General features: G+C 63.1%; 18 protein-coding genes. 6 read left to right on the forward strand and 12 right to left on the reverse strand.

Features of this window, described 5'->3' with window-relative positions:
- Positions 1–45: 45 nt before the first annotated feature.
- Together purQ and purS are read right to left on the reverse strand one after the other, a co-directional pair.
- On the reverse strand, positions 46–720 hold the full coding sequence (gene purQ, locus F7P65_RS10665; protein ID WP_150291734.1) for a phosphoribosylformylglycinamidine synthase subunit PurQ: 675 nt from the start codon (positions 718–720) through the stop codon (positions 46–48).
- A 3-nt stretch (positions 721–723) separates the two neighbouring features.
- Positions 724–957, reverse strand: coding sequence for a phosphoribosylformylglycinamidine synthase subunit PurS (gene purS / locus F7P65_RS10670; RefSeq protein ID WP_150291735.1), 234 nt, complete (start codon positions 955–957; stop codon positions 724–726).
- A gap of 155 nt (positions 958–1,112) precedes the next feature.
- On the opposite strand from purS, the gene F7P65_RS10675 reads away from it, so the two are divergent.
- Positions 1,113–1,865 (forward strand): sulfite exporter TauE/SafE family protein, encoded by a 753-nt coding sequence (locus F7P65_RS10675; RefSeq protein ID WP_150291736.1) that lies wholly within the window; start codon positions 1,113–1,115, stop codon positions 1,863–1,865.
- A gap of 18 nt (positions 1,866–1,883) precedes the next feature.
- Here F7P65_RS10675 and purC read toward each other — a convergent pair whose 3' ends face one another.
- From purC to F7P65_RS22010, 5 genes are all read right to left on the reverse strand, one after another.
- Positions 1,884–2,666, reverse strand: coding sequence for a phosphoribosylaminoimidazolesuccinocarboxamide synthase (gene purC / locus F7P65_RS10680; protein WP_150291737.1), 783 nt, complete (start codon positions 2,664–2,666; stop codon positions 1,884–1,886).
- Between the two features lie 143 nt (positions 2,667–2,809).
- A complete protein-coding gene (gene otsA, locus F7P65_RS10685) occupies positions 2,810–4,213 on the reverse strand; it encodes an alpha,alpha-trehalose-phosphate synthase (UDP-forming) (RefSeq protein WP_150291738.1) in 1,404 nt (467 codons plus the stop codon).
- Between the two features lie 10 nt (positions 4,214–4,223).
- Positions 4,224–6,128 carry a glycoside hydrolase family 15 protein gene (locus F7P65_RS10690; protein WP_275897557.1) on the reverse strand — a complete coding sequence of 635 codons (1,905 nt, stop codon included), beginning with the start codon at positions 6,126–6,128 and terminating at the stop codon, positions 4,224–4,226.
- Positions 6,129–6,156: 28 nt separating this feature from the next.
- Entirely contained in the window at positions 6,157–6,921 is a 765-nt protein-coding gene (gene otsB / locus F7P65_RS10695) for a trehalose-phosphatase (protein ID WP_150291739.1), read from the reverse strand.
- Positions 6,922–6,991: 70 nt separating this feature from the next.
- Positions 6,992–7,138: a hypothetical protein gene (locus tag F7P65_RS22010; protein WP_162854597.1), complete on the reverse strand. Its 147-nt coding sequence runs from the start codon at positions 7,136–7,138 to the stop codon at positions 6,992–6,994.
- A 128-nt stretch (positions 7,139–7,266) separates the two neighbouring features.
- Here F7P65_RS22010 and F7P65_RS10700 point away from each other — a divergent pair, with 128 nt between their 5' ends.
- The 3 genes from F7P65_RS10700 (at position 7,267) to F7P65_RS10710 (ending at position 12,351) form a co-directional block, all read left to right on the forward strand.
- Positions 7,267–8,187 carry a LysR substrate-binding domain-containing protein gene (locus F7P65_RS10700; RefSeq protein ID WP_150291740.1) on the forward strand — a complete coding sequence of 307 codons (921 nt, stop codon included), beginning with the start codon at positions 7,267–7,269 and terminating at the stop codon, positions 8,185–8,187.
- Positions 8,188–8,229: 42 nt separating this feature from the next.
- Positions 8,230–10,518, forward strand: a complete 2,289-nt coding sequence (gene parC, locus F7P65_RS10705; RefSeq protein ID WP_150291741.1) for a DNA topoisomerase IV subunit A — start codon at positions 8,230–8,232, stop codon at positions 10,516–10,518.
- 120 nt (positions 10,519–10,638) lie between these two features.
- Complete coding sequence (locus F7P65_RS10710; protein WP_420853316.1) at positions 10,639–12,351, forward strand: putative bifunctional diguanylate cyclase/phosphodiesterase; 1,713 nt, start codon at positions 10,639–10,641, stop codon at positions 12,349–12,351.
- Here F7P65_RS10710 and F7P65_RS10715 read toward each other — a convergent pair.
- Genes F7P65_RS10715 through F7P65_RS10730 form a run of 4 tightly spaced genes read right to left on the reverse strand, consistent with a single transcriptional unit; the run spans position 12,315 to position 15,245 of the window.
- Positions 12,315–13,526: a CCA tRNA nucleotidyltransferase gene (locus F7P65_RS10715; RefSeq protein WP_150291743.1), complete on the reverse strand. Its 1,212-nt coding sequence runs from the start codon at positions 13,524–13,526 to the stop codon at positions 12,315–12,317. The genes F7P65_RS10710 and F7P65_RS10715 overlap by 37 nt on opposite strands.
- A complete protein-coding gene (locus F7P65_RS10720; protein ID WP_150291744.1) occupies positions 13,507–14,118 on the reverse strand; it encodes a CoA pyrophosphatase in 612 nt (203 codons plus the stop codon). Before F7P65_RS10720 ends, F7P65_RS10715 begins: the two co-directional genes overlap by 20 nt.
- Positions 14,115–14,681 carry a DUF1285 domain-containing protein gene (locus tag F7P65_RS10725; RefSeq protein WP_150291745.1) on the reverse strand — a complete coding sequence of 189 codons (567 nt, stop codon included), beginning with the start codon at positions 14,679–14,681 and terminating at the stop codon, positions 14,115–14,117. The genes F7P65_RS10720 and F7P65_RS10725 overlap by 4 nt, the downstream gene beginning before the upstream one ends.
- A gap of 45 nt (positions 14,682–14,726) precedes the next feature.
- Positions 14,727–15,245 (reverse strand): GNAT family N-acetyltransferase, encoded by a 519-nt coding sequence (locus tag F7P65_RS10730; protein ID WP_150291746.1) that lies wholly within the window; start codon positions 15,243–15,245, stop codon positions 14,727–14,729.
- 143 nt (positions 15,246–15,388) lie between these two features.
- On the opposite strand from F7P65_RS10730, the gene F7P65_RS10735 reads away from it, so the two are divergent.
- Positions 15,389–15,772 carry a dihydroneopterin aldolase gene (locus tag F7P65_RS10735; protein WP_150291747.1) on the forward strand — a complete coding sequence of 128 codons (384 nt, stop codon included), beginning with the start codon at positions 15,389–15,391 and terminating at the stop codon, positions 15,770–15,772.
- Between the two features lie 12 nt (positions 15,773–15,784).
- Here the strand turns inward: F7P65_RS10735 and F7P65_RS10740 are convergent, their stop codons facing one another.
- Positions 15,785–16,729, reverse strand: coding sequence for an isopenicillin N synthase family dioxygenase (locus F7P65_RS10740; RefSeq protein ID WP_150291748.1), 945 nt, complete (start codon positions 16,727–16,729; stop codon positions 15,785–15,787).
- Between the two features lie 106 nt (positions 16,730–16,835).
- On the opposite strand from F7P65_RS10740, the gene F7P65_RS10745 reads away from it, so the two are divergent.
- Positions 16,836–17,243 (forward strand): EVE domain-containing protein, encoded by a 408-nt coding sequence (locus F7P65_RS10745; RefSeq protein WP_150291749.1) that lies wholly within the window; start codon positions 16,836–16,838, stop codon positions 17,241–17,243.
- The last annotated feature ends 14 nt before the right edge of the window (positions 17,244–17,257 follow it).

Consider the following 17,257-nt stretch of genomic DNA (forward strand, 5'->3'; position numbering starts at 1 on the left):
ATCCTGTCAGTTCTGTCGCCCGCATCCATCGGGCGATCCGGCGGCTCAGGCGCGGGCCATCAGCCCTTCGACCAGCCCCTCGAACAGCCGCCGACCATCGGTCGTGCCATGGGCTGCCTCGATCACCCGCTCGGGATGCGGCATCATGCCCAGCACATTGCCGGCCTCGTTGAGGATGCCCGCAATGTTCCGCGCCGAACCGTTGACGCTTTCCGCATAGCGCAGCGCCACGCGGCCTTCGCCTTCCAGACGGTCCAGCGTTTCGGCGTCGGCGAAATAATTGCCGTCATGGTGCGCCACCGGGAAGCTGATCGACTCACCGGCATCATAGCGGCTGGTGAAGGCGCTCTGCGCGTTCTCGACCGTCAGCGCGACGTCGCGGCAGACGAAGTGCCCACCCGCGTTGCGCAGCAGCGCGCCGGGCAGCAGGCCGGTTTCGGTCAGCACCTGGAAGCCGTTGCAAATGCCCAGCACATAGGCACCCCGGTCGGCCGCCTTCGCCACGGCCTGCATCACGGGGGAACGGGCTGCCATCGCGCCGGAGCGCAGATAGTCGCCGTAGGAAAAGCCGCCCGGCACGCCGATCAGGTCGAGATCGTCGGGCAGTTCCGTGTCGCGGTGCCAGATCATGGCGGGCTTCGCGCCGGTCGCCGCCTCGAACGCCACGGCGAGGTCGCGGTCGCAATTGCTGCCGGGGAAGACGATGACGGCGCTCTTCATGGCTCAGGCCACCTTTTCGATGCGGTAGTTTTCGATCACCGTGTTTGCCAGCAGCTTGCGGCACATGGCGTCGATATCCTCATCGCTGGTACCGTCGGCGAGGTCGAGCTCGATCAGCTTGCCCGCGCGCACGTCATTGACGCCGCCAAAGCCAAGGCCGTCGAGCGCGTGGTGGATCGCCTTGCCCTGCGGGTCGAGGACACCGCCCTTGAGGGTGACGAAGATGCGGGCTTTCATGGGGCAGGAAACTCCGTAAACTTGCCTTTGGCGCACCCCCTAGTCCCGTGCGCGCGCTCAGGCAAGGCATTATGCTTTTCGCGGTGGTCGTCCTTCCCATGGCCGACCGGCAAAAGCCGCTCCCCTTTGCGCCGCCCATGCTTTAGGCGGGCGTCATGAACCCGGAATATCTTTATTATTTTTGCGCCATTATCGCCGTCATCCTGTCCGGTCTCGCCAAGGGCGGCTTTGCGGGCGTCGGCGCGCTCGCCATGCCGATCATGGCGCTGGGCGTCGATCCGGTGCGGGGCGCGGCGATCATGTTGCCGATCCTCATCCTTCAGGATGCCGTGAGCGTATGGGCGTTCCGGCATAGTTGGGACCGGCATGTCCTGGCCGTGATGCTGCCGGGCATGGCGATGGGGGTTGCCATCGGCTATTTCTTTGCGGCGCAGGTGCCGGAAACGGCGGTGTTGGGCGTGCTCGGGCTGATTTCGACGCTGTTCGGCCTGCAACGGCTCTGGGTCGAGCGCGGTGGGCAGATCGTGCTGCCGTCCACCTCGCCCAATTGGGTTGGCGTGCTGTTTGGCGTGGCCAGTGGCTTTACCAGCCAGATCGCCCATGCGGGATCGCCGCCCTTCCAGATGTGGGTGCTGCCCAAGCGCCTGCCCCGCGACGTTCTGGTGGGAACGACGGCGATTGCCTTTGCGGTGATGAACTGGATGAAGGTGCCCGCTTATGCTGCGCTGGGGCAATTCACGCGGGCCAATCTGCTGGCGACGGCGATGCTGGTGCCGGTGGCGGTGGCCGCGACCTTCGCGGGAGTGGTGCTGGTGCGCCGGGTCGATCCCGCGCGTTTTTACGCGCTGATCTATGTCCTGATGGTGCTGTTGGGAATCAAGCTGATGGCGGATGCGCTGCTCGCCTGAGCAGCGCATCCCGCCGGATCAGTCCTTGCCGCGCTTCTTGCGGTGGGTGTCCAGGTCGAGGACGGTCGTGTCCGCACCCTCGGGCAGCAGGCCCAGGCGACGCGCGACTTCCTGATAGGCTTCGACTTCGCCGCCCAGGTCGCGGCGGAAACGGTCCTTGTCCAGCTTCTCGCCGGTGGCCATGTCCCACAGACGGCAGCCGTCCGGGCTGATTTCGTCGGCCAGGATGATGCGGCTGTATTCGCCATCCCACAAACGGCCGAATTCCAGCTTGAAGTCGATCAGGCGGATACCGATGCCCGCGAACAGGCCGCACATGAAATCGTTGATGCGGATCGCCATGTCGGCGATGTCGTGCATCTCTTCCTGCGTCGCCCAGCCGAAGCAGGCGATATGCTCTTCGGACACCAGCGGGTCGCCCAGCGCGTCGTCCTTGTAGCAATATTCAATCAGCGTGCGGGGAAGTTGCGTGCCTTCCTCGATCCCCAGCTTCTTGCTGAGCGATCCTGCGGCGACGTTGCGCACGACGACCTCGATCGGCACGATCTCGACCTGGCGGACGAGTTGCTCGCGCATGTTGAGGCGGCGGATGAAGTGGGTCGGCACGCCGATCTGGCCGAGCAGGGTGAAGATATGCTCGGAAATCCGGTTGTTGAGCACGCCCTTGCCGGAAATCGTGCCCTTCTTCTGGGCGTTGAAGGCAGTGGCGTCATCCTTGAAATATTGGATGATCGTGCCCGGCTCGGGGCCTTCGTAAAGGATCTTTGCCTTGCCTTCGTAGATCTGGCGGCGACGGGCCATGCGCGCTTCCTGTCTTCCCAAAAAAGAAATGTGCCCCGGCAAACGCGAATCGGAAAGGATCAGCGGGTGCCGGGGCTGCTTGGGCTGGCCCTTAGACCAAAAGGGGCAGGGGTGCAAATGGATGGGTTTTGGCGAGCGACCCGTCAGGCGGTTTCGATTTCCGTCTTCTCCGCGCCATTGCGTTCGACGGCCATCAATCGCGCGGTGAAGTTTTTCCGCCACCAGCTGATGTCCTGCGCTTCGACGCAGTCCATCATCGCGCGCCAGCGGCGTTTGCGTTCATCGAGCGGCATGGACAGGGCGCGGTTGATGGCGTCGGACATTTCTTCGGGGCTGTAGGGATTGATAAGCAGCGCTTCCTTGAGTTGCGTCGCAGCTCCCGCAAAGCGCGATAGGACAAGAACGCCCGGATTTTCGGGATCCTGTGCCGCGACATATTCCTTGGCCACCAAATTCATGCCGTCGCGCAGCGGTGTCACCAGCCCGATCCGCGCGGCTCGGTAAATCCCGGCCAGCTTGTCGCGTGGATAGCCCTGATTGACATAGCGGATCGGGGTCCAGTCGACATCGCTATATTCGCCGTTGATCCGTCCGGCTATGGCATCCAGCGTCGCGCGGATATGCTGATAGCTCTCCACCTCCCCGCGCGACGGTGGGGCGATCTGGGTCAGCACGACATTGCGATGCTGTTCGGGACGGTCCTTCAGGAAACGCGCATAGCCGTTGAACCGCTCCTCCAGGCCCTTGCTATAATCGAGCCGGTCGACCCCCACGATCATCGCACGGTCCTGCAAGGATCGGCGGACCTTTTCGTACATATCCTTGGCGGGTTCGCTGACGGCGGCCTGGGCGAATTCCTGCGCATTGATGCCGATCGGGCAGGCGATGGCCTGGATGGTCCGGTTGCCCAGCGTCACATAATCGCCGTCGACCGTGCCGTTCATTTCGCGTTCGATATAATGGCGGAAGGATTCCAGCCATTCTTCCGTATGGAAGCCCACGACGTCATAAGCGAACAACGTCTGGACGAGCTTGGTATGGTGGGGCAGCGAAACCAACAGGCGCGTGGGCGGCCAGGGGATATGCAGGAAGAAGCCCATGCGGTTTTCATGGCCGCGGTCGCGCAGCATCTGGCCGAGCGGGATCATGTGATAGTCCTGAACCCAGATGACGTCTTCCGGTTCTATCAGGGGGCTGGTGGTGTCCGCGAAACGCTGGTTGACGCGGTTGTAGCCGCCCTCGAAATCGCGCTCATATTCGGCAAGGTCGATGCGGAAGTGGAACAGCGGCCAGAGCGTCTTGTTGGCATAGCCATTATAATATTCGTCGACATCCTGTTCTTCGAGGTCGATGGTCGCGGTCTTGACGCCTTCATCCTCCGCAAAACCGATCTGTCCCGTGAAATTTTCGGTGACTTCCCCGGACCAGCCGAACCAGATGCCCCGGCTTTCGCGCAGGGCTTGGGACAGGGCGACCGCAAGACCGCCCTGATTGCCGTTCTTGCCCGGGCGACTGACCCTGTTGGAAATGACTATAAGTCGGCTCATCGCAGGCACCTCATCGCATCACGCTCCACGGTTTGCTCAAGAGCACGGCGCAGTTGATGATGCCGACCAATGAGTAGGTTTGGGGATAGTTGCCCCACAATTCCCCGCTGACGGGATCGATATCCTCCGAAAGAAGGCCCGCGGAGGTGCGGCGGGAAAGCATCTCCTCGAACAAAGTGCGGGCTTCCTCGGCGCGGCCGGTGCGGTGCAGCGCCTCGATCAGCCAGAAGGTGCAGACGTTGAAGGCGGTGACCGGCTCTCCGAAATCGTCCGGAGCGCTGTAGCGGAGCATGTCGTTGCCGCGCCGCAAATCCTTTTCCAGCGCCTTCAGCGTGCCGACGAACATCGGATTGTCGGCGGTCAGGAAACGCAGGTCGAGCAGTTGAAGCAGCGAGGCGTCGCGCGCATCGTCTTCGAAATTGGCAGAGATCGCGTTGCTGTCGGAACGCCAGGCCGATTGTAGGATGCGGGCCTTCATGACTTCCGCCCGTTCGCGCCAATGGGCTTCTCGCTCCGGCAAGCCCACCGCGACGGCTGCATGGGACAGCCGGTCGCATGCCGCCCAGCACATGACCGCGCTATAGCTGTGCACATGGGCGCGGGTGCGCAGCTCCCACAGACCCGCGTCGGGCTGGTCATAAACCTGCCAGGCGCGTTCGCCCACGGCCTCCAGCGCCTCGAAATCGGGCATGCCGGCCATGCGCAGCAGGCGCTGGTCGATGAAGCCCTGAACGGAGGAAAGGACGATCTGGCCATAGGCGTCATGCTGGATTTGCGAATAGGCGGCATTGCCCACGCGCACCGGCCCCATGCCGCGATAGCCCGGAAGGCAGGCGGCCTCCCGTTCCTGCAGCGTGGCATTGCCGCGCACGTCGTACAGCGGCTGGATATGCCCGCCCCGCGCGCCGTCCACGATATTGCGCAGATAGACGAGATAGCTTTCCAGCACATCCAGCGCGCCGAGCCGGTTCAGCGCCTCGACCGTATAATAGGCGTCCCTGATCCAGCAGTAGCGATAATCCCAGTTGCGCCCGCTATCGGCATGTTCGGGAATACTGGTGGTCAGCGCGGCGACGATCGCGCCGGTTTCCTCATGCTGGCAGAGCTTGAGCGTGATCGCGGAGCGGATGACCGCCTCCTGCCATTCGGCAGGGATGGCAAGGCCGCGCACCCACATCTTCCATTCCAGGATCGTATCGTCCAGCATCCGCTCGACGGCGGGACGCAGGGCGTCGGAAAAGCTCTCATCGGGTCCCATGAAGAAATGCATGTCATGTTCCAGGCGGAACCAGCTTTCCTGGGAAATCAGGCCGATGGGCGCGTTGGTCGAAACGCGCATCGCCATATAGGACAGCACCAGCCGGATATGGTTGGAGCCATAGCTGATCGGCACTTTTTCCGAATGCCAGCTGGTGGTCGGGCGCAGCCTTACGCGGATGCGCGGGCTGCCCGCCATGGGCCGCACGACGCGCGCGAAGGCGACCGGGCGGTACATGCGGCCTTGATGCTTGTGGCGTGGGCAGAAATCGTAAACTTCGATGGCATTGCCCTGCGCGTCGGTCTGGCGGGTAACGAGGATCGGCGTGTTACGGATATAATGCTGCTCGAACTTGATGCAGTTTTCCAGTTCGATTGCCCAGAAACCGCGCGCCTCCGGCGTATCCCATGCCTCGTCGTCTAGCAGGGCGGAAAATACAGGGTCGCCGTCCACCCGGGGCACGCACGCCCACACCATGCGGCCGGCGCGGTCGATCAGCGCGGATGCCTGGCAATTGCCGATGGGCCAAAGATCGAGCGTCCGCTCGGCATCGCCTGGATCGAGCGTCCGCTCGACATGGCCTGGATCGAGCGTCCGCTCGGCATGGCCTGGATTGTCTTTTTTTTGCGTGGCTATCGGTCCGCCCCCCTTGTTCATGCACGACAGGGGCGCCGGATCATCGGATTCAGTCGATGCCAGCGATCCCCTGAGCAAGATAATGCCTGACGGCGGCAACCTGTTCCAAGGAGAATGCGGCGAGCGTCCGCCGGGGCGCGCCGACGAGAATGCCTGAGCCCCCCATTTCGCGCGCCGCGGCGAAGCCTTCCTCGTCGGTCACGTCATCGCCAATGAAGAGCGGTTTTCCGCCAGCCATGGGGGGCTTTTGCATCAGGGCGCGAAGGGCGCTGCCCTTGTCGGCGCCGCCGGGCCGCAGTTCGTAGAGCATCTTTCCGGGTTGCAGGGCGAGACCGAAACGATCCGCCAGTCGTTCGGCAAGCATCCCGGCCTCCCGGCCCCATTGCGGGGCACCCCGAAAATGCAGCCCGACGCTGATCGTCTTGCGCTCGACCAGCAGGCCCGGCTTGCCGGCGGCAAAGTCGTGAAAGGCGGCCTCCGCCTCATCGATGGCGGGCAGGCGGGCGGGGGCATCGACCGCGCTCCCCGGCATGGCGAATTCCAGACCGTGGGTGCCCGCCAGCAGAAACGGACCGAAGCCGAAATCGCGCAGGGTGGCGACCGACCGTCCGCTGACGATGGCCAGGCGGCCATGCAACCGATCCCGCAGGCGGGCGAGCAGGGCCAGCAGCGCATCGTCGATCACCACGCCGTCCGGCGTATCCGCAATGGGAGCGAGCGTGCCGTCGAAATCGAGGAACAGCGCGGCCCCGTTCAGCAGCGCGGGCGGCGGAGCGGGTAAATCGGGAAGAGGGGAAAGATGGGATTCGGACACGCGCGCAAGGTGGCGTCTGACGCGGAATGTGCAAGTCCCGTTGGGCGGTTCTCCTGATTTTTGAGTGGTTTCATCGTTCCTGGGTGCTCCATGGCGCCGACCAGGCGATACGGTGCAACGTGCGGAAGGGCTGCATGAAGGTCGCGAAAAGCTGCTTCAGGAAGGGGCGGTTTTCATGGCCGTGAGGGCACAGCCGGGCGTCGTCGGACAAGCGCATGACGTGATCCTTTTCCATGAGGGAATGGCGAAATGCTTTTGTTTCGCTGGCTTGCTTATCGCCGGTTTCCGTAACGGCCGCCAACAAAAGAGTGGACGGGATATATAAGGCTGACTTATTAGTAAAAGATGAGTCAGCTTCCGCCGCTTTCCGCCGTCCGCGTGTTCGAGGCTGCGGCGCGGCTGGAGAATTTCACCGCTGCGGCGCAGGAATTGGGGATGACTCAGGCGGCGGTCAGCTATCAGGTGAAGGTGCTGGAGGAGCGGCTGGGGATCAGCCTGTTTCAGCGGGCGGGGCGAAAGGTGGCGCTAACCGACAAGGGGCGGGAGATCGCCCCCATCCTCACCCGCGCCTTCGACCAGATGCGGCAAGGGTTCGCCGCGCTGACGCAGGATCATTCGACGGTGCTGACGATAAGCTGCTCGATCAGTTTCGCGCATCTCTGGCTGGCGCCGCGCATCGGGGCTTTCCAGATGGTGCAGCCGGGGCTGGCGGTGCGGATCGATGCGACGAACCGGGTTGTGGATTTCGCCCGCGACGGGGTGGATGTCGCGATACGGGGCGGAGAGGGGACATGGCCGGGCGTGGAGGCGAAGCTGTTGACCCATAATCGGCTGGCGCCACTGTGCAGTCCCGGCTGGCTGGCGAAGAATGGGCCGATTGCCGATGCGCGGGCGTTGCACGCCATGCCGCGCCTGTCGCCTGACGACATGTGGTGGCATGAATGGTTCGCCGGGGTCGATGTGAATGCGGACGGCAGGGCGCTGCCTCCGGGGATCGCGCTGGATTCTCAGGTGATGGAAGGACGCGCCGCCATGGCGGGACAGGGCGTCGCCATCGTCAACCTGTTCCTGTGGAAGGCGGAGGTCGAAGCTGGACTGCTGGTGGAGGCGGTGCCTTCCTATGTACGGGAACGGGCGAGCTATTGGCTGGTCTATCCGTCCCATGCCCGCAATACGCCCAAGGTGAAGGCCTTTCGCGACTGGATCGGCGCGGAGTTCGCGCGCGAGATCGCCGCGGACCCGGAAGGGCGGTATCTGCCGCGCTAAACTTCGTTTCCGTTTTGTCGCGGCGCTGCTATTCCGATCCCGATGACTGATTTTCGCGACCCGTTTGACGCTATCAAGGATCACCCGTTCGACGATGCGCTGTCACAACGCTATCTCGTCTATGCGCTTTCCACGATCACCGCCCGTTCGCTGCCGGACCTGCGCGACGGGTTGAAGCCGGTGCATCGGCGGCTGCTCTGGGCGATGCGGCTGCTGCGGATGGAGCCGGGCGGCGCTTCGCCCGATGTGCTGGTCGCCAATCCGGCGCGCAACACCACCTCCTACAAGAAATGCGCCCGCGTCGTGGGTGACGTCATCGGTAAATATCACCCGCATGGCGATACCTCCGTCTATGATGCGATGGTGCGTCTGGCGCAGGATTTCTCGCTGCGCACCCCGCTGGTCGACGGGCAGGGCAATTTCGGCAATATCGACGGCGATAATGCGGCGGCCATGCGCTATACCGAAGCGCGGCTGACGCAGGCGGCGGCCGACCTGATGGCGGGGTTGGACGAAGGCACCGTCGAATTCCGTCCAACCTATAATGGCGAAGATCAGGAGCCGGAGGTTTTCCCCGGCCTTTTCCCCAATCTGCTCGCCAATGGCGCCAGCGGCATCGCGGTCGGCATGGCGACCAGCATTCCGCCGCACAATGTTTCCGAGTTGATCGATGCCGCCAGCTTGCTGATCGACAACCCCGATGCCGAACATGCCGATCTGATGCAGATCGTGCGCGGGCCGGACTTCCCGACCGGCGGCGTTCTGGTCGACAGTGCTTCCATTATTTCAGAGGCTTATGTCACGGGGCGCGGATCGTTTCGAACGCGCGCGCGCTGGCACAAGGAGGATGGCGGGCGCGGTACGTGGGTTGCAGTGGTCACGCAAATTCCCTTCCAGGTGCAGAAGTCCAAGCTGATCGAGCAGATCGCCGTGCTCATCAACGACAAGAAACTGCCGATCCTGGCCGATGTGCGGGACGAGAGTGACGAGCAGATCCGTATCGTCATCGAACCGCGCGCCCGGACTGTGGACCCGGATGTGCTGATGGACAGCCTGTTCCGGCTGACTGACCTGGAGAATCGCTTTCCGCTGAACCTGAACGTGCTGGATGCCACGCGCACGCCGCGGGTGCTGGGCCTCAAGCCCGTGCTGATCGAATGGCTGAAGCATCAGATCGACGTGCTGGTGAAGCGCGCGCAGCACCGGCTGGAGAAGATCGCGGCGCGGGTGGAACTGCTCGACGGCTATATCATCGCCTATCTCAACCTCGATCGGGTGATCGAGATCATCCGTACCGAGGATGAACCGAAAGAGGTGATGATGGCGGAGTTCAGCCTCACCGACCGGCAGGCGGAGGCGATCTTGAACATGCGGCTGCGCAGTCTGCGCAAGCTGGAGGAAATGGAACTGCGACGCGAGCATTCGGAACTGCTGAAGGAACGCGACGAACTGACCAAGCTGGTTGAAAGCCCGGCGCGGCAGCGGACGCGGTTGAAGAAAGACCTGGCCGATCTGCGCAAGCGTTATTCGCCCGACAGCGATTTCGGGAAGCGGCGCACCCTGGTCGAGGAAGCGGCCCCGGCCCGCGAAATCCCGCTTGAGGCGATGATCGAGAAGGAACCGATCACCGTGATCCTGTCCGAACGCGGCTGGATCAGGGCGATGAGCGGGCATCGCGATCTGGCTTCGGCCGACACGCTGAAGTTCAAGGAAGGCGACGGTCCGATGATCGCCTTCCACGCGCAGACGACCGACAAGCTGCTGCTGGCGACGGAAACGGGGCGTATCTTCACGCTCGGCGCGGACAAGTTGCCGGGCGGGCGTGGTTTCGGCGATCCGGTGCGGTCGCTGGTCGATATGGACGGGACTGGTCATATCATCGCCCTGATGCCCGCGCGGATGGATGGCGAACTGTTGCTGGCGGCTTCGGACGGTCGGGGTTTCGTTGCGGCGATGGCCGATGTGATCGCCGAAACGCGCAAGGGCAAGCAGGTGGTCAATGTGCGGACCGGCGCGAAGCTTTCCGTCGTCCATCCCATCGCGCCGGAAGCGGACAGCGTTGCGGTGGTGGGCGAGAACCGTAAGCTACTGGTCTTTTCGTTGATCGAAATGCCGCGCATGACCCGCGGACAGGGCGTGCAGATGCAGCGTTATCGCGATGGCGGCTTGTCCGACGCCATCGCCTTCCGCCTTTCCGATGGGCTAAGCTGGACCATGGGCGGCGAAACCGGGCGGACGCGGACGGAAGCGGATATGACGCCATGGCGCGTGGCGCGCGGAGCGGCCGGCCGGATGCCGCCCACGGGCTTCCCGCGCGATAACCGTTTCTGACAAGTGGTTTTTCCGCTATTATGATGATGAAATCGGGAATGTCGTTTCCCGAAAATTTACCGATGGGTTCTATCCCCGGACCCTATGGAATCCATGTCGATGCGCAATCGGCCCGAAGATATGCCGAAGATCGAGCTTCCTGCGGGGGCCGATGACGCGCATCTGTCGCACGGCATCGCGATACGCGACTGGCTGGATGCGCTGCCGCATGCGGCGGCGGCTTTTTCATTTAAAAACAATACATTATCGATAGTTGCTGTTAACGATTCTTTCAGGCAGCATTTCAACCTGGACGATGAGAGCAGGAAGCGCCCGCATGCATCGGAATGGCGCAAGCGAATTCTGCGATGCGCCCGGTCGGACAAGGCCTCCGAAAGTTTCGAACTCCGGCGTGACGGAATATTGGGGCCAGAATATTTTTCCTGTGCCGTGGGGCGGTTGCCCGAAGCCGAAGGGCAGCCCAATCTGTTTCTGTTCACGGCGCTGGACCGGACCAGCGATCGGACCATCGAGAAGAATCTGCGGCGGGAATTGCTGTCGGATGGCCTGACCGCCTTGCCCAATCGCACCGGTTTCGGCGAGGAAATCGATGACCGGCTGGCCAACACGCCCTGGCCCGAAAACGCCCAGTTCGGCATCATCGCCATCGACCTCAGCCGGTTCAGCCGGGTCAACGAGTCGCTCGGCCCGATGGCAGGCGATGAACTGTTGATCACCGTGGCCAAGAGGCTGAAGTCCAGCCTGCGGCAGGGCGACGTCCTGGCGCGCATCGGCGGCAATGATTTTGCCATTTTTGCACGTTTGAACAATGGCTTGTCTGACGCTCTTCATATCATTCAGCGAATCAGGGATGCGCTCAGCTATCCGATCCGGCTGAGTGATCTGCAAATCCGGGTGGATTGCGCGATCGGCTGCGCGCTGTCGATCAGCCTTTCCGACGAGCCTGAGGATATTGTCCGCAAGGCGCAGGCGGCGGTGAAGATCGCCAAGCGCAGCGGCAAGGTCGAAATCTATCGCAATGGCGTGCTCAAGGAGGCACAACGGCGCTTCAGCGTGGAAAGCCGCTTGCGGGACGCGTTGGCGCAGGGTGAACTGAATCTGGCCTTCCAGCCGCTGATCCATTTGCAGACGGGCGAGATCACCGGATTTGAAGCGCTGGCGCGATGGAAGGATGCCGAACTGGGGCATGTGTCGCCGGTCGAATTCATCCCCGTCGCGGAGGAAAGCGGCCTCATCACGCAACTGGGGCGCTGGGCGGCCTATGAAGCCGCGCAGGCGCTCAGCCGGTGGGACGCGAAATTTGGCCAGCCGCTGCCGGTGGGCATCAATGTGAATCTGTCGCCCATTCAAATGGCGCGCGACGACGTTGCCTCCATGTTTGAGGAGGCGCTGCGTTATTCGGGCATTTCGGGCAACCGGTTGACGGCGGAATTGACCGAAAGCGCCATCGTTGCTGACCCGGAAAAGGCACGGAAGCTGCTTTTTGCGCTCAAGGACCTGGACATGCCGATCGCCATGGACGATTTCGGCACCGGCTATTCGAACCTTGCCAGCCTGCACAGCCTGCCGATCGACATTCTGAAGATCGACCGCAGTTTCGTCGGTTCGATGCTGGAGGACCGGGACAAGGAAATCATGGTCCGCACCATCCTGTCGCTGGCCGAATCGCTGGGCCTGCACGTCACGGCCGAAGGGATCGAGACGCAGGAACTTGCCCATGCCCTACAGAATCTGGGCTGCTGGCAGGGGCAGGGCTATTATTTCGCGCCGCCGATGGCTGAATCCGATGCCTTCGACTATTGGCGTGCGCGGTGGAATTTCGAGACGGTCTGATCCGCGATGGCGGCGACGCGGGCTTCGTTCGGGAAGCCCTCCGCCACCCATATTTCCTGTATTTGGGCCAGCGCCCTTGCCACGTCCGGGCCCGGCTGAAGGCCGCGCGCGATGAGCGCGCCGCCGCCCAGCGGCAGGCGGGGTGGGGTCCAGCCCTCCAGCATGGCGATACCGTCCAGTGGCGCCGTTGGGTCGAGCAGGATACGGTCGATGGCGCTTTCAACCCCGATGGTGAAGGCAAGGGCGCGCGGCGGGATCGCGGCAACCGGGCCTTCGAGCGCGCTCGTCAAACGTTTGCGGGCTTTGTTGGAGAGTTTGAGCCGGGCGCCCACCGGATCGGCGGTGCGCGGGTCGGGTGGCAACAGGGAAGCGAGCCGGCGCAAAGCTGAAAGGGGGGTGGCGGAAGCGCTTTCACGAGCGAGTAGAACAGCCAGGCGATCCAGCCCGCTTTGGTCGATTTCGGGGATGACCGGCCGCAAAATGCCGCCATCGACCATGAGCCGCAGCGCAGGCAAGGGGGCCGCGACGGACAGGAGTTTGAGCAATTCGTCGGCGATCCGTTCGCGCGACAGCGCCATCAGGCTGTTGGCGGCGGCGCGGCAGGCGTCATAGGCTTGCGGGTCCGGTGCGTCTTGGCCGAAGCGGGCGAGGAAGCGGAAATAGCGCAGGATGCGGAGATGATCCTCCGCAATACGCGCGCCGGGATCGCCGATGAAACGGACGCGATGCGCCTTGAGGTCGGTGACGCCGTCGAAGAAATCGGTGATGTCCCCGGTAATCGGGTCGGCATAGAGGGCGTTGATGGTGAAATCGCGCCGGGCTGCATCCTCTCGCCATTCACTGGTATAGGCGACGGTCGCACGGCGGCCATCGGTGCTGACGTCCCGCCGCAGGGTGGTGATTTCGACCGGCCAGCCATGGATGACGGCCGTAATCGTGCCATGGTCGATGCCCGTCGGAATAGCCTTGATCCCCGCGTCCTGGAGCCGATTGAGGACGGTTTGCGGAGGCAGGTCGGTCGCGATGTCGAGGTCGCTGACGGCAAGTCCGAGCATGCTGTCGCGCACGGCGCCACCGACGAAGCGGGCATGGCCCTGGGCAGCGCCCAGTGCGCCCAGCAGGGCGTCGAGGCCGGGACGATGGCGCCAGTCGGCGTCAGGCAGCAGAGCGGTCATGGCCGAGCCTCCGCGAGAGATTGGCGAGGATGGCCGCAGTGATACCCCAGATGCGGCGCCCTTCCCACATAATTTCGTAATAATGCCTTTCAATACCCTGAAATTCTATCTTTTTCCTGATCCTGTTGGCGGGGTTAAGGGCGAAGGAGAGGGGCAGTTCGAACAGTTCCGCCACCTCCGTTTCCTGCGGGATGAGGGGCAGGTCAGGCGGGATCACGCCCAGCACGGGGACCACATCGAAGCCAGTGAAGGTATGATAACGGTCGGAGGTGCCGATGATGTCGACCAGATTTGGGGCCAGGCCGATTTCCTCTTGCGCTTCGCGCAGTGCGCCGGCGATTTCATTGGGATCGCTGACATCGACGCGACCGCCGGGGAATGCGATCTGCCCGGCATGTTGGCGCAGCTTCGCGGAGCGCTGGGTGAGGATGAGGCCGGGTTCGGGACGGTCGGTGATCGCAATCAGGACGGCGGCGGGCGCCAGCACGATATCGCCGTCGATGCGCGGGTCGCGGGTGTCCGACAATTCCAGGCCGACCTCGCGTTCATGCCCTTCCCGCAAGGCGGCGCGCAACCGCTCCGCCAGGGTCATGCCGACCCGTCCAGCGCGAAGAAAGCGCCGTCGCTCCACAGGCCGATAGTGTCGGCATTTTCATCAAGCGCGAGGTTCATCAGTTCATAATAGACACTGCGCGCGATGAGCGCGTCCAGACCGCCGCGAACATGGAGATAGGGATGCGGACCGTCGGGCGTTTCGCGCAGGGTGAGCCTGTTGTCGGGACCGGCGGCGACCAGATCGCCGGTATTGAGCCGAAAGGCCATGCTGCGGCCCCGGCCTTCGCCCTGGGTCTTGAGCTCGACGGCGATGAAGGGAGCGTCCTCCACCGCGATGGAGAGTTTTTCCACCGGTGTGACGAGGACGTAGCTGCCATCGGATTCGCGGCGCAGGATGGTCGAGAAGAGCCGAACCATGGCTTCGCGGCCGATGGGAGAACCCTGATGGAACCATGTGCCGTCGCGGGCGATGCGCATGTCGCTGTCGCCGCAATGATCGGGATTCCATTGCTCCACCGGCGGCAGGCGCTTCTCGTTCAGCAGGCGCGCAATATCGGGCAGGGACAGGCTGGCGAGATCGGGGGGTGGCTCCATCGGCATGAGGTCGAGATAGGAGCGGGAGCGCGCGAAGGCAAAAGGGAAATTTCAGGCCCGAACAGCGATCCGGGGGCCGAGCATGCCCTGGCCGCTTATCGGGCGGCCATCGACGGAAAGGGCCAGCAGGCGGCGCGCTTCGAACGGGCCGGGACAGTCCCAGCCGCCGGTGCCCTCCGCCGAAAAGCCCCAGAAACGACCATAATATTCAGGATCGCCGATCATCATCAGCGGATCGCTTTTCTGCGCGCGGGCGGCGGTGACGACGGCATCCATCATCGCGCGGCCATGGCCGGTGCCTTGCGCGGACGGATCGACCGCCACCGGGCCGACCATGACGAGCGGCGTCTGGCTGCCGTCCTGATGGGCAAGGGCGACCGGCCAGCTTTGCAGCGATCCGATGAGCTGGCCCTTCTCATCCTCGATCCCGAAAGAGAGTTGGGGCAGCCAGGGCATGCCATCGCGAATCAGATAGGCGGTGCGGCCGTGCCGGTCGGAGCCGAAGGCGGCATCGAGCAGCCGTTCGATCGCATCCTGCGCCATGATGTTGAGGGGCACTATCACAGACACGTCTTGCCGATCCGTCCTCAATGGCGCATGGACGCGCCGAGAGCGGCGGGCTTTAGCGCCTGCTTCGCAAAATAAAAGTCTAAACTGGATCCCGCCCGCAGCAGGCCATATTTGCAGCAGGCAACGACCGAATGTGGCGAGATATGAACAGCGGATTTGACGATTTTCTGACGTTGGAGGTGAATAATCTGGATGTGGATGTCCTGACGGGCATCTATTCGGAGGAGACGCACCTGCCCCAGCCGTTGCGCATTTCCATCCGCGCGAAGTTGAAGATCGCGGATCATTATGAGCCTGACACGCCGCTGTCGCGGTCCAAAAACTATATGGACCTGAAGCATGCCGCGACCAGCGCTTTGCCCGAAGGGCAGCATTTCACGCTGATCGAGGCGGTCGCCGACCATATCGTCGACACCATCTTCCTTCAGGACGACAAGGTCAGCCATGTGGAGGTGAAGATCGTGAAACTCGCCCTCAGCGAAAAGGGCGAGGAAATCGGAATCACGATGGGGCGCGGGCGGAAGTAACGCTCCAGCCTCTCAGCCTTTGATCAGGCCGATCTCGCGCAGGCGTTCCGTCAGATAATCGTGCGCAGTGATGGGTTGCTCGCGGCGGGGATGGCCCGCATCCACGCATTGCGGCAGCGCGTCGATCAGGAAATCGGGGCGCAGGTGCAGGAAGAAGGGCATGGAATAGCGGGAATAGCCCCGGCGTTCCGGCGGCGGATTGACGACCCGATGGCTGGTCGAGGGAAGAGCGTGGTTGGTCAGCCGCTGGAGCATGTCGCCCACATTGATGGCGAGCGCACCGGGCGGCGGAACCACCGGGAGCCAGTTGCCGTCGCGATCCTTGAGTTCCAGGCCGCCTTCCTCCGCGCCCAGCAGCAGGGTGATGAGGTTGATGTCCTCATGCGCGCCGGCACGGATGCCGGGGGCGTGGGGCGAGACCGGCGGATAATGGAGCAGGCGCAGGATTGAATTGCCATTCTCGACCGGACTGTCGAACCAGCGGTCCTCCAGGCCCAGATAGAGAGCGATGGCGGAGAGCAGTTCGCCGCCGATGCGGTCGAACTCCGCATAGAGGCGAGCGAAGGTTTCGCGAAATTCAGGCAGTTCGTCCGGCCAGATATTGGGCGGCATGGTCTCGCTGAGCGGATCGCCTGCGGGCAGGTCGCGGCCGACATGCCAGAATTCCTTGAGGTCGTTCTCGCTCGCGCCCTTGGCGATCTCCACGCCGAAAGCGGTATAGCCGCGCTGGCCGCCATTATATTTGGCGTCATAGCGCCGCTTTGCTTCCTCCGGCAGCGCGAAGAACTGGCGCGCGAGCGTCCAGCCCTTGTCGATCAGCGCCTGATCCATGCCATGGTCCTTCACCATGGCGAAGCCGAAGCGCTGGAAGGACCCGCCGAAGGCCGCGGCGAAGTCGGCTTTGGTCATCTCGCCCAAGGACAGGACGGGCACCTGGGCCGGCATCGATTGCGACACTTTCTTGTCTCCGAAAATCCATTTGATTGGTCCGGCGCGCCATGGGGCGACGACCAGCTATGCGCGCATCCTTGATCGTCCTTGGCGGCTGATGCAAGGAGAGGTCATGAACTACTGGCTGATGAAATCCGAACCCGATGTCTTTTCCTACGACGATCTGGTCGCGAAGGGAAAGGCGGAATGGGACGGCGTGCGCAACTATGCCGCGCAGAACAATATGAAAGCGATGCGAAAGGGCGACCTGTCGATCTTCTACCACAGCAATATCGGGATCGAAGCCGTGGGCATCATGGAGATCGTCGAGGAAGCCGCACCCGACAGCACGGACGACACGGGCAAGTGGATCGCCGTGCATGTCGGGCCGAAGGAAAAGCTCGCCAGACCGGTCACATTGAAGACCATGAAGGCAGATCCCGCGCTGGCCGACATGGTGATGATCCGCCAGTCGCGCCTGTCCGTTTCCCCGCTGACCGAGGCGGAGTTCCATCATATCGTCAATTTGTCAAAGGCTTGAAGGACGGTTGCGGA

This window comes from Sphingobium estronivorans (assembly GCF_008692605.1).
GTDB lineage: Bacteria > Pseudomonadota > Alphaproteobacteria > Sphingomonadales > Sphingomonadaceae > Sphingobium > Sphingobium estronivorans.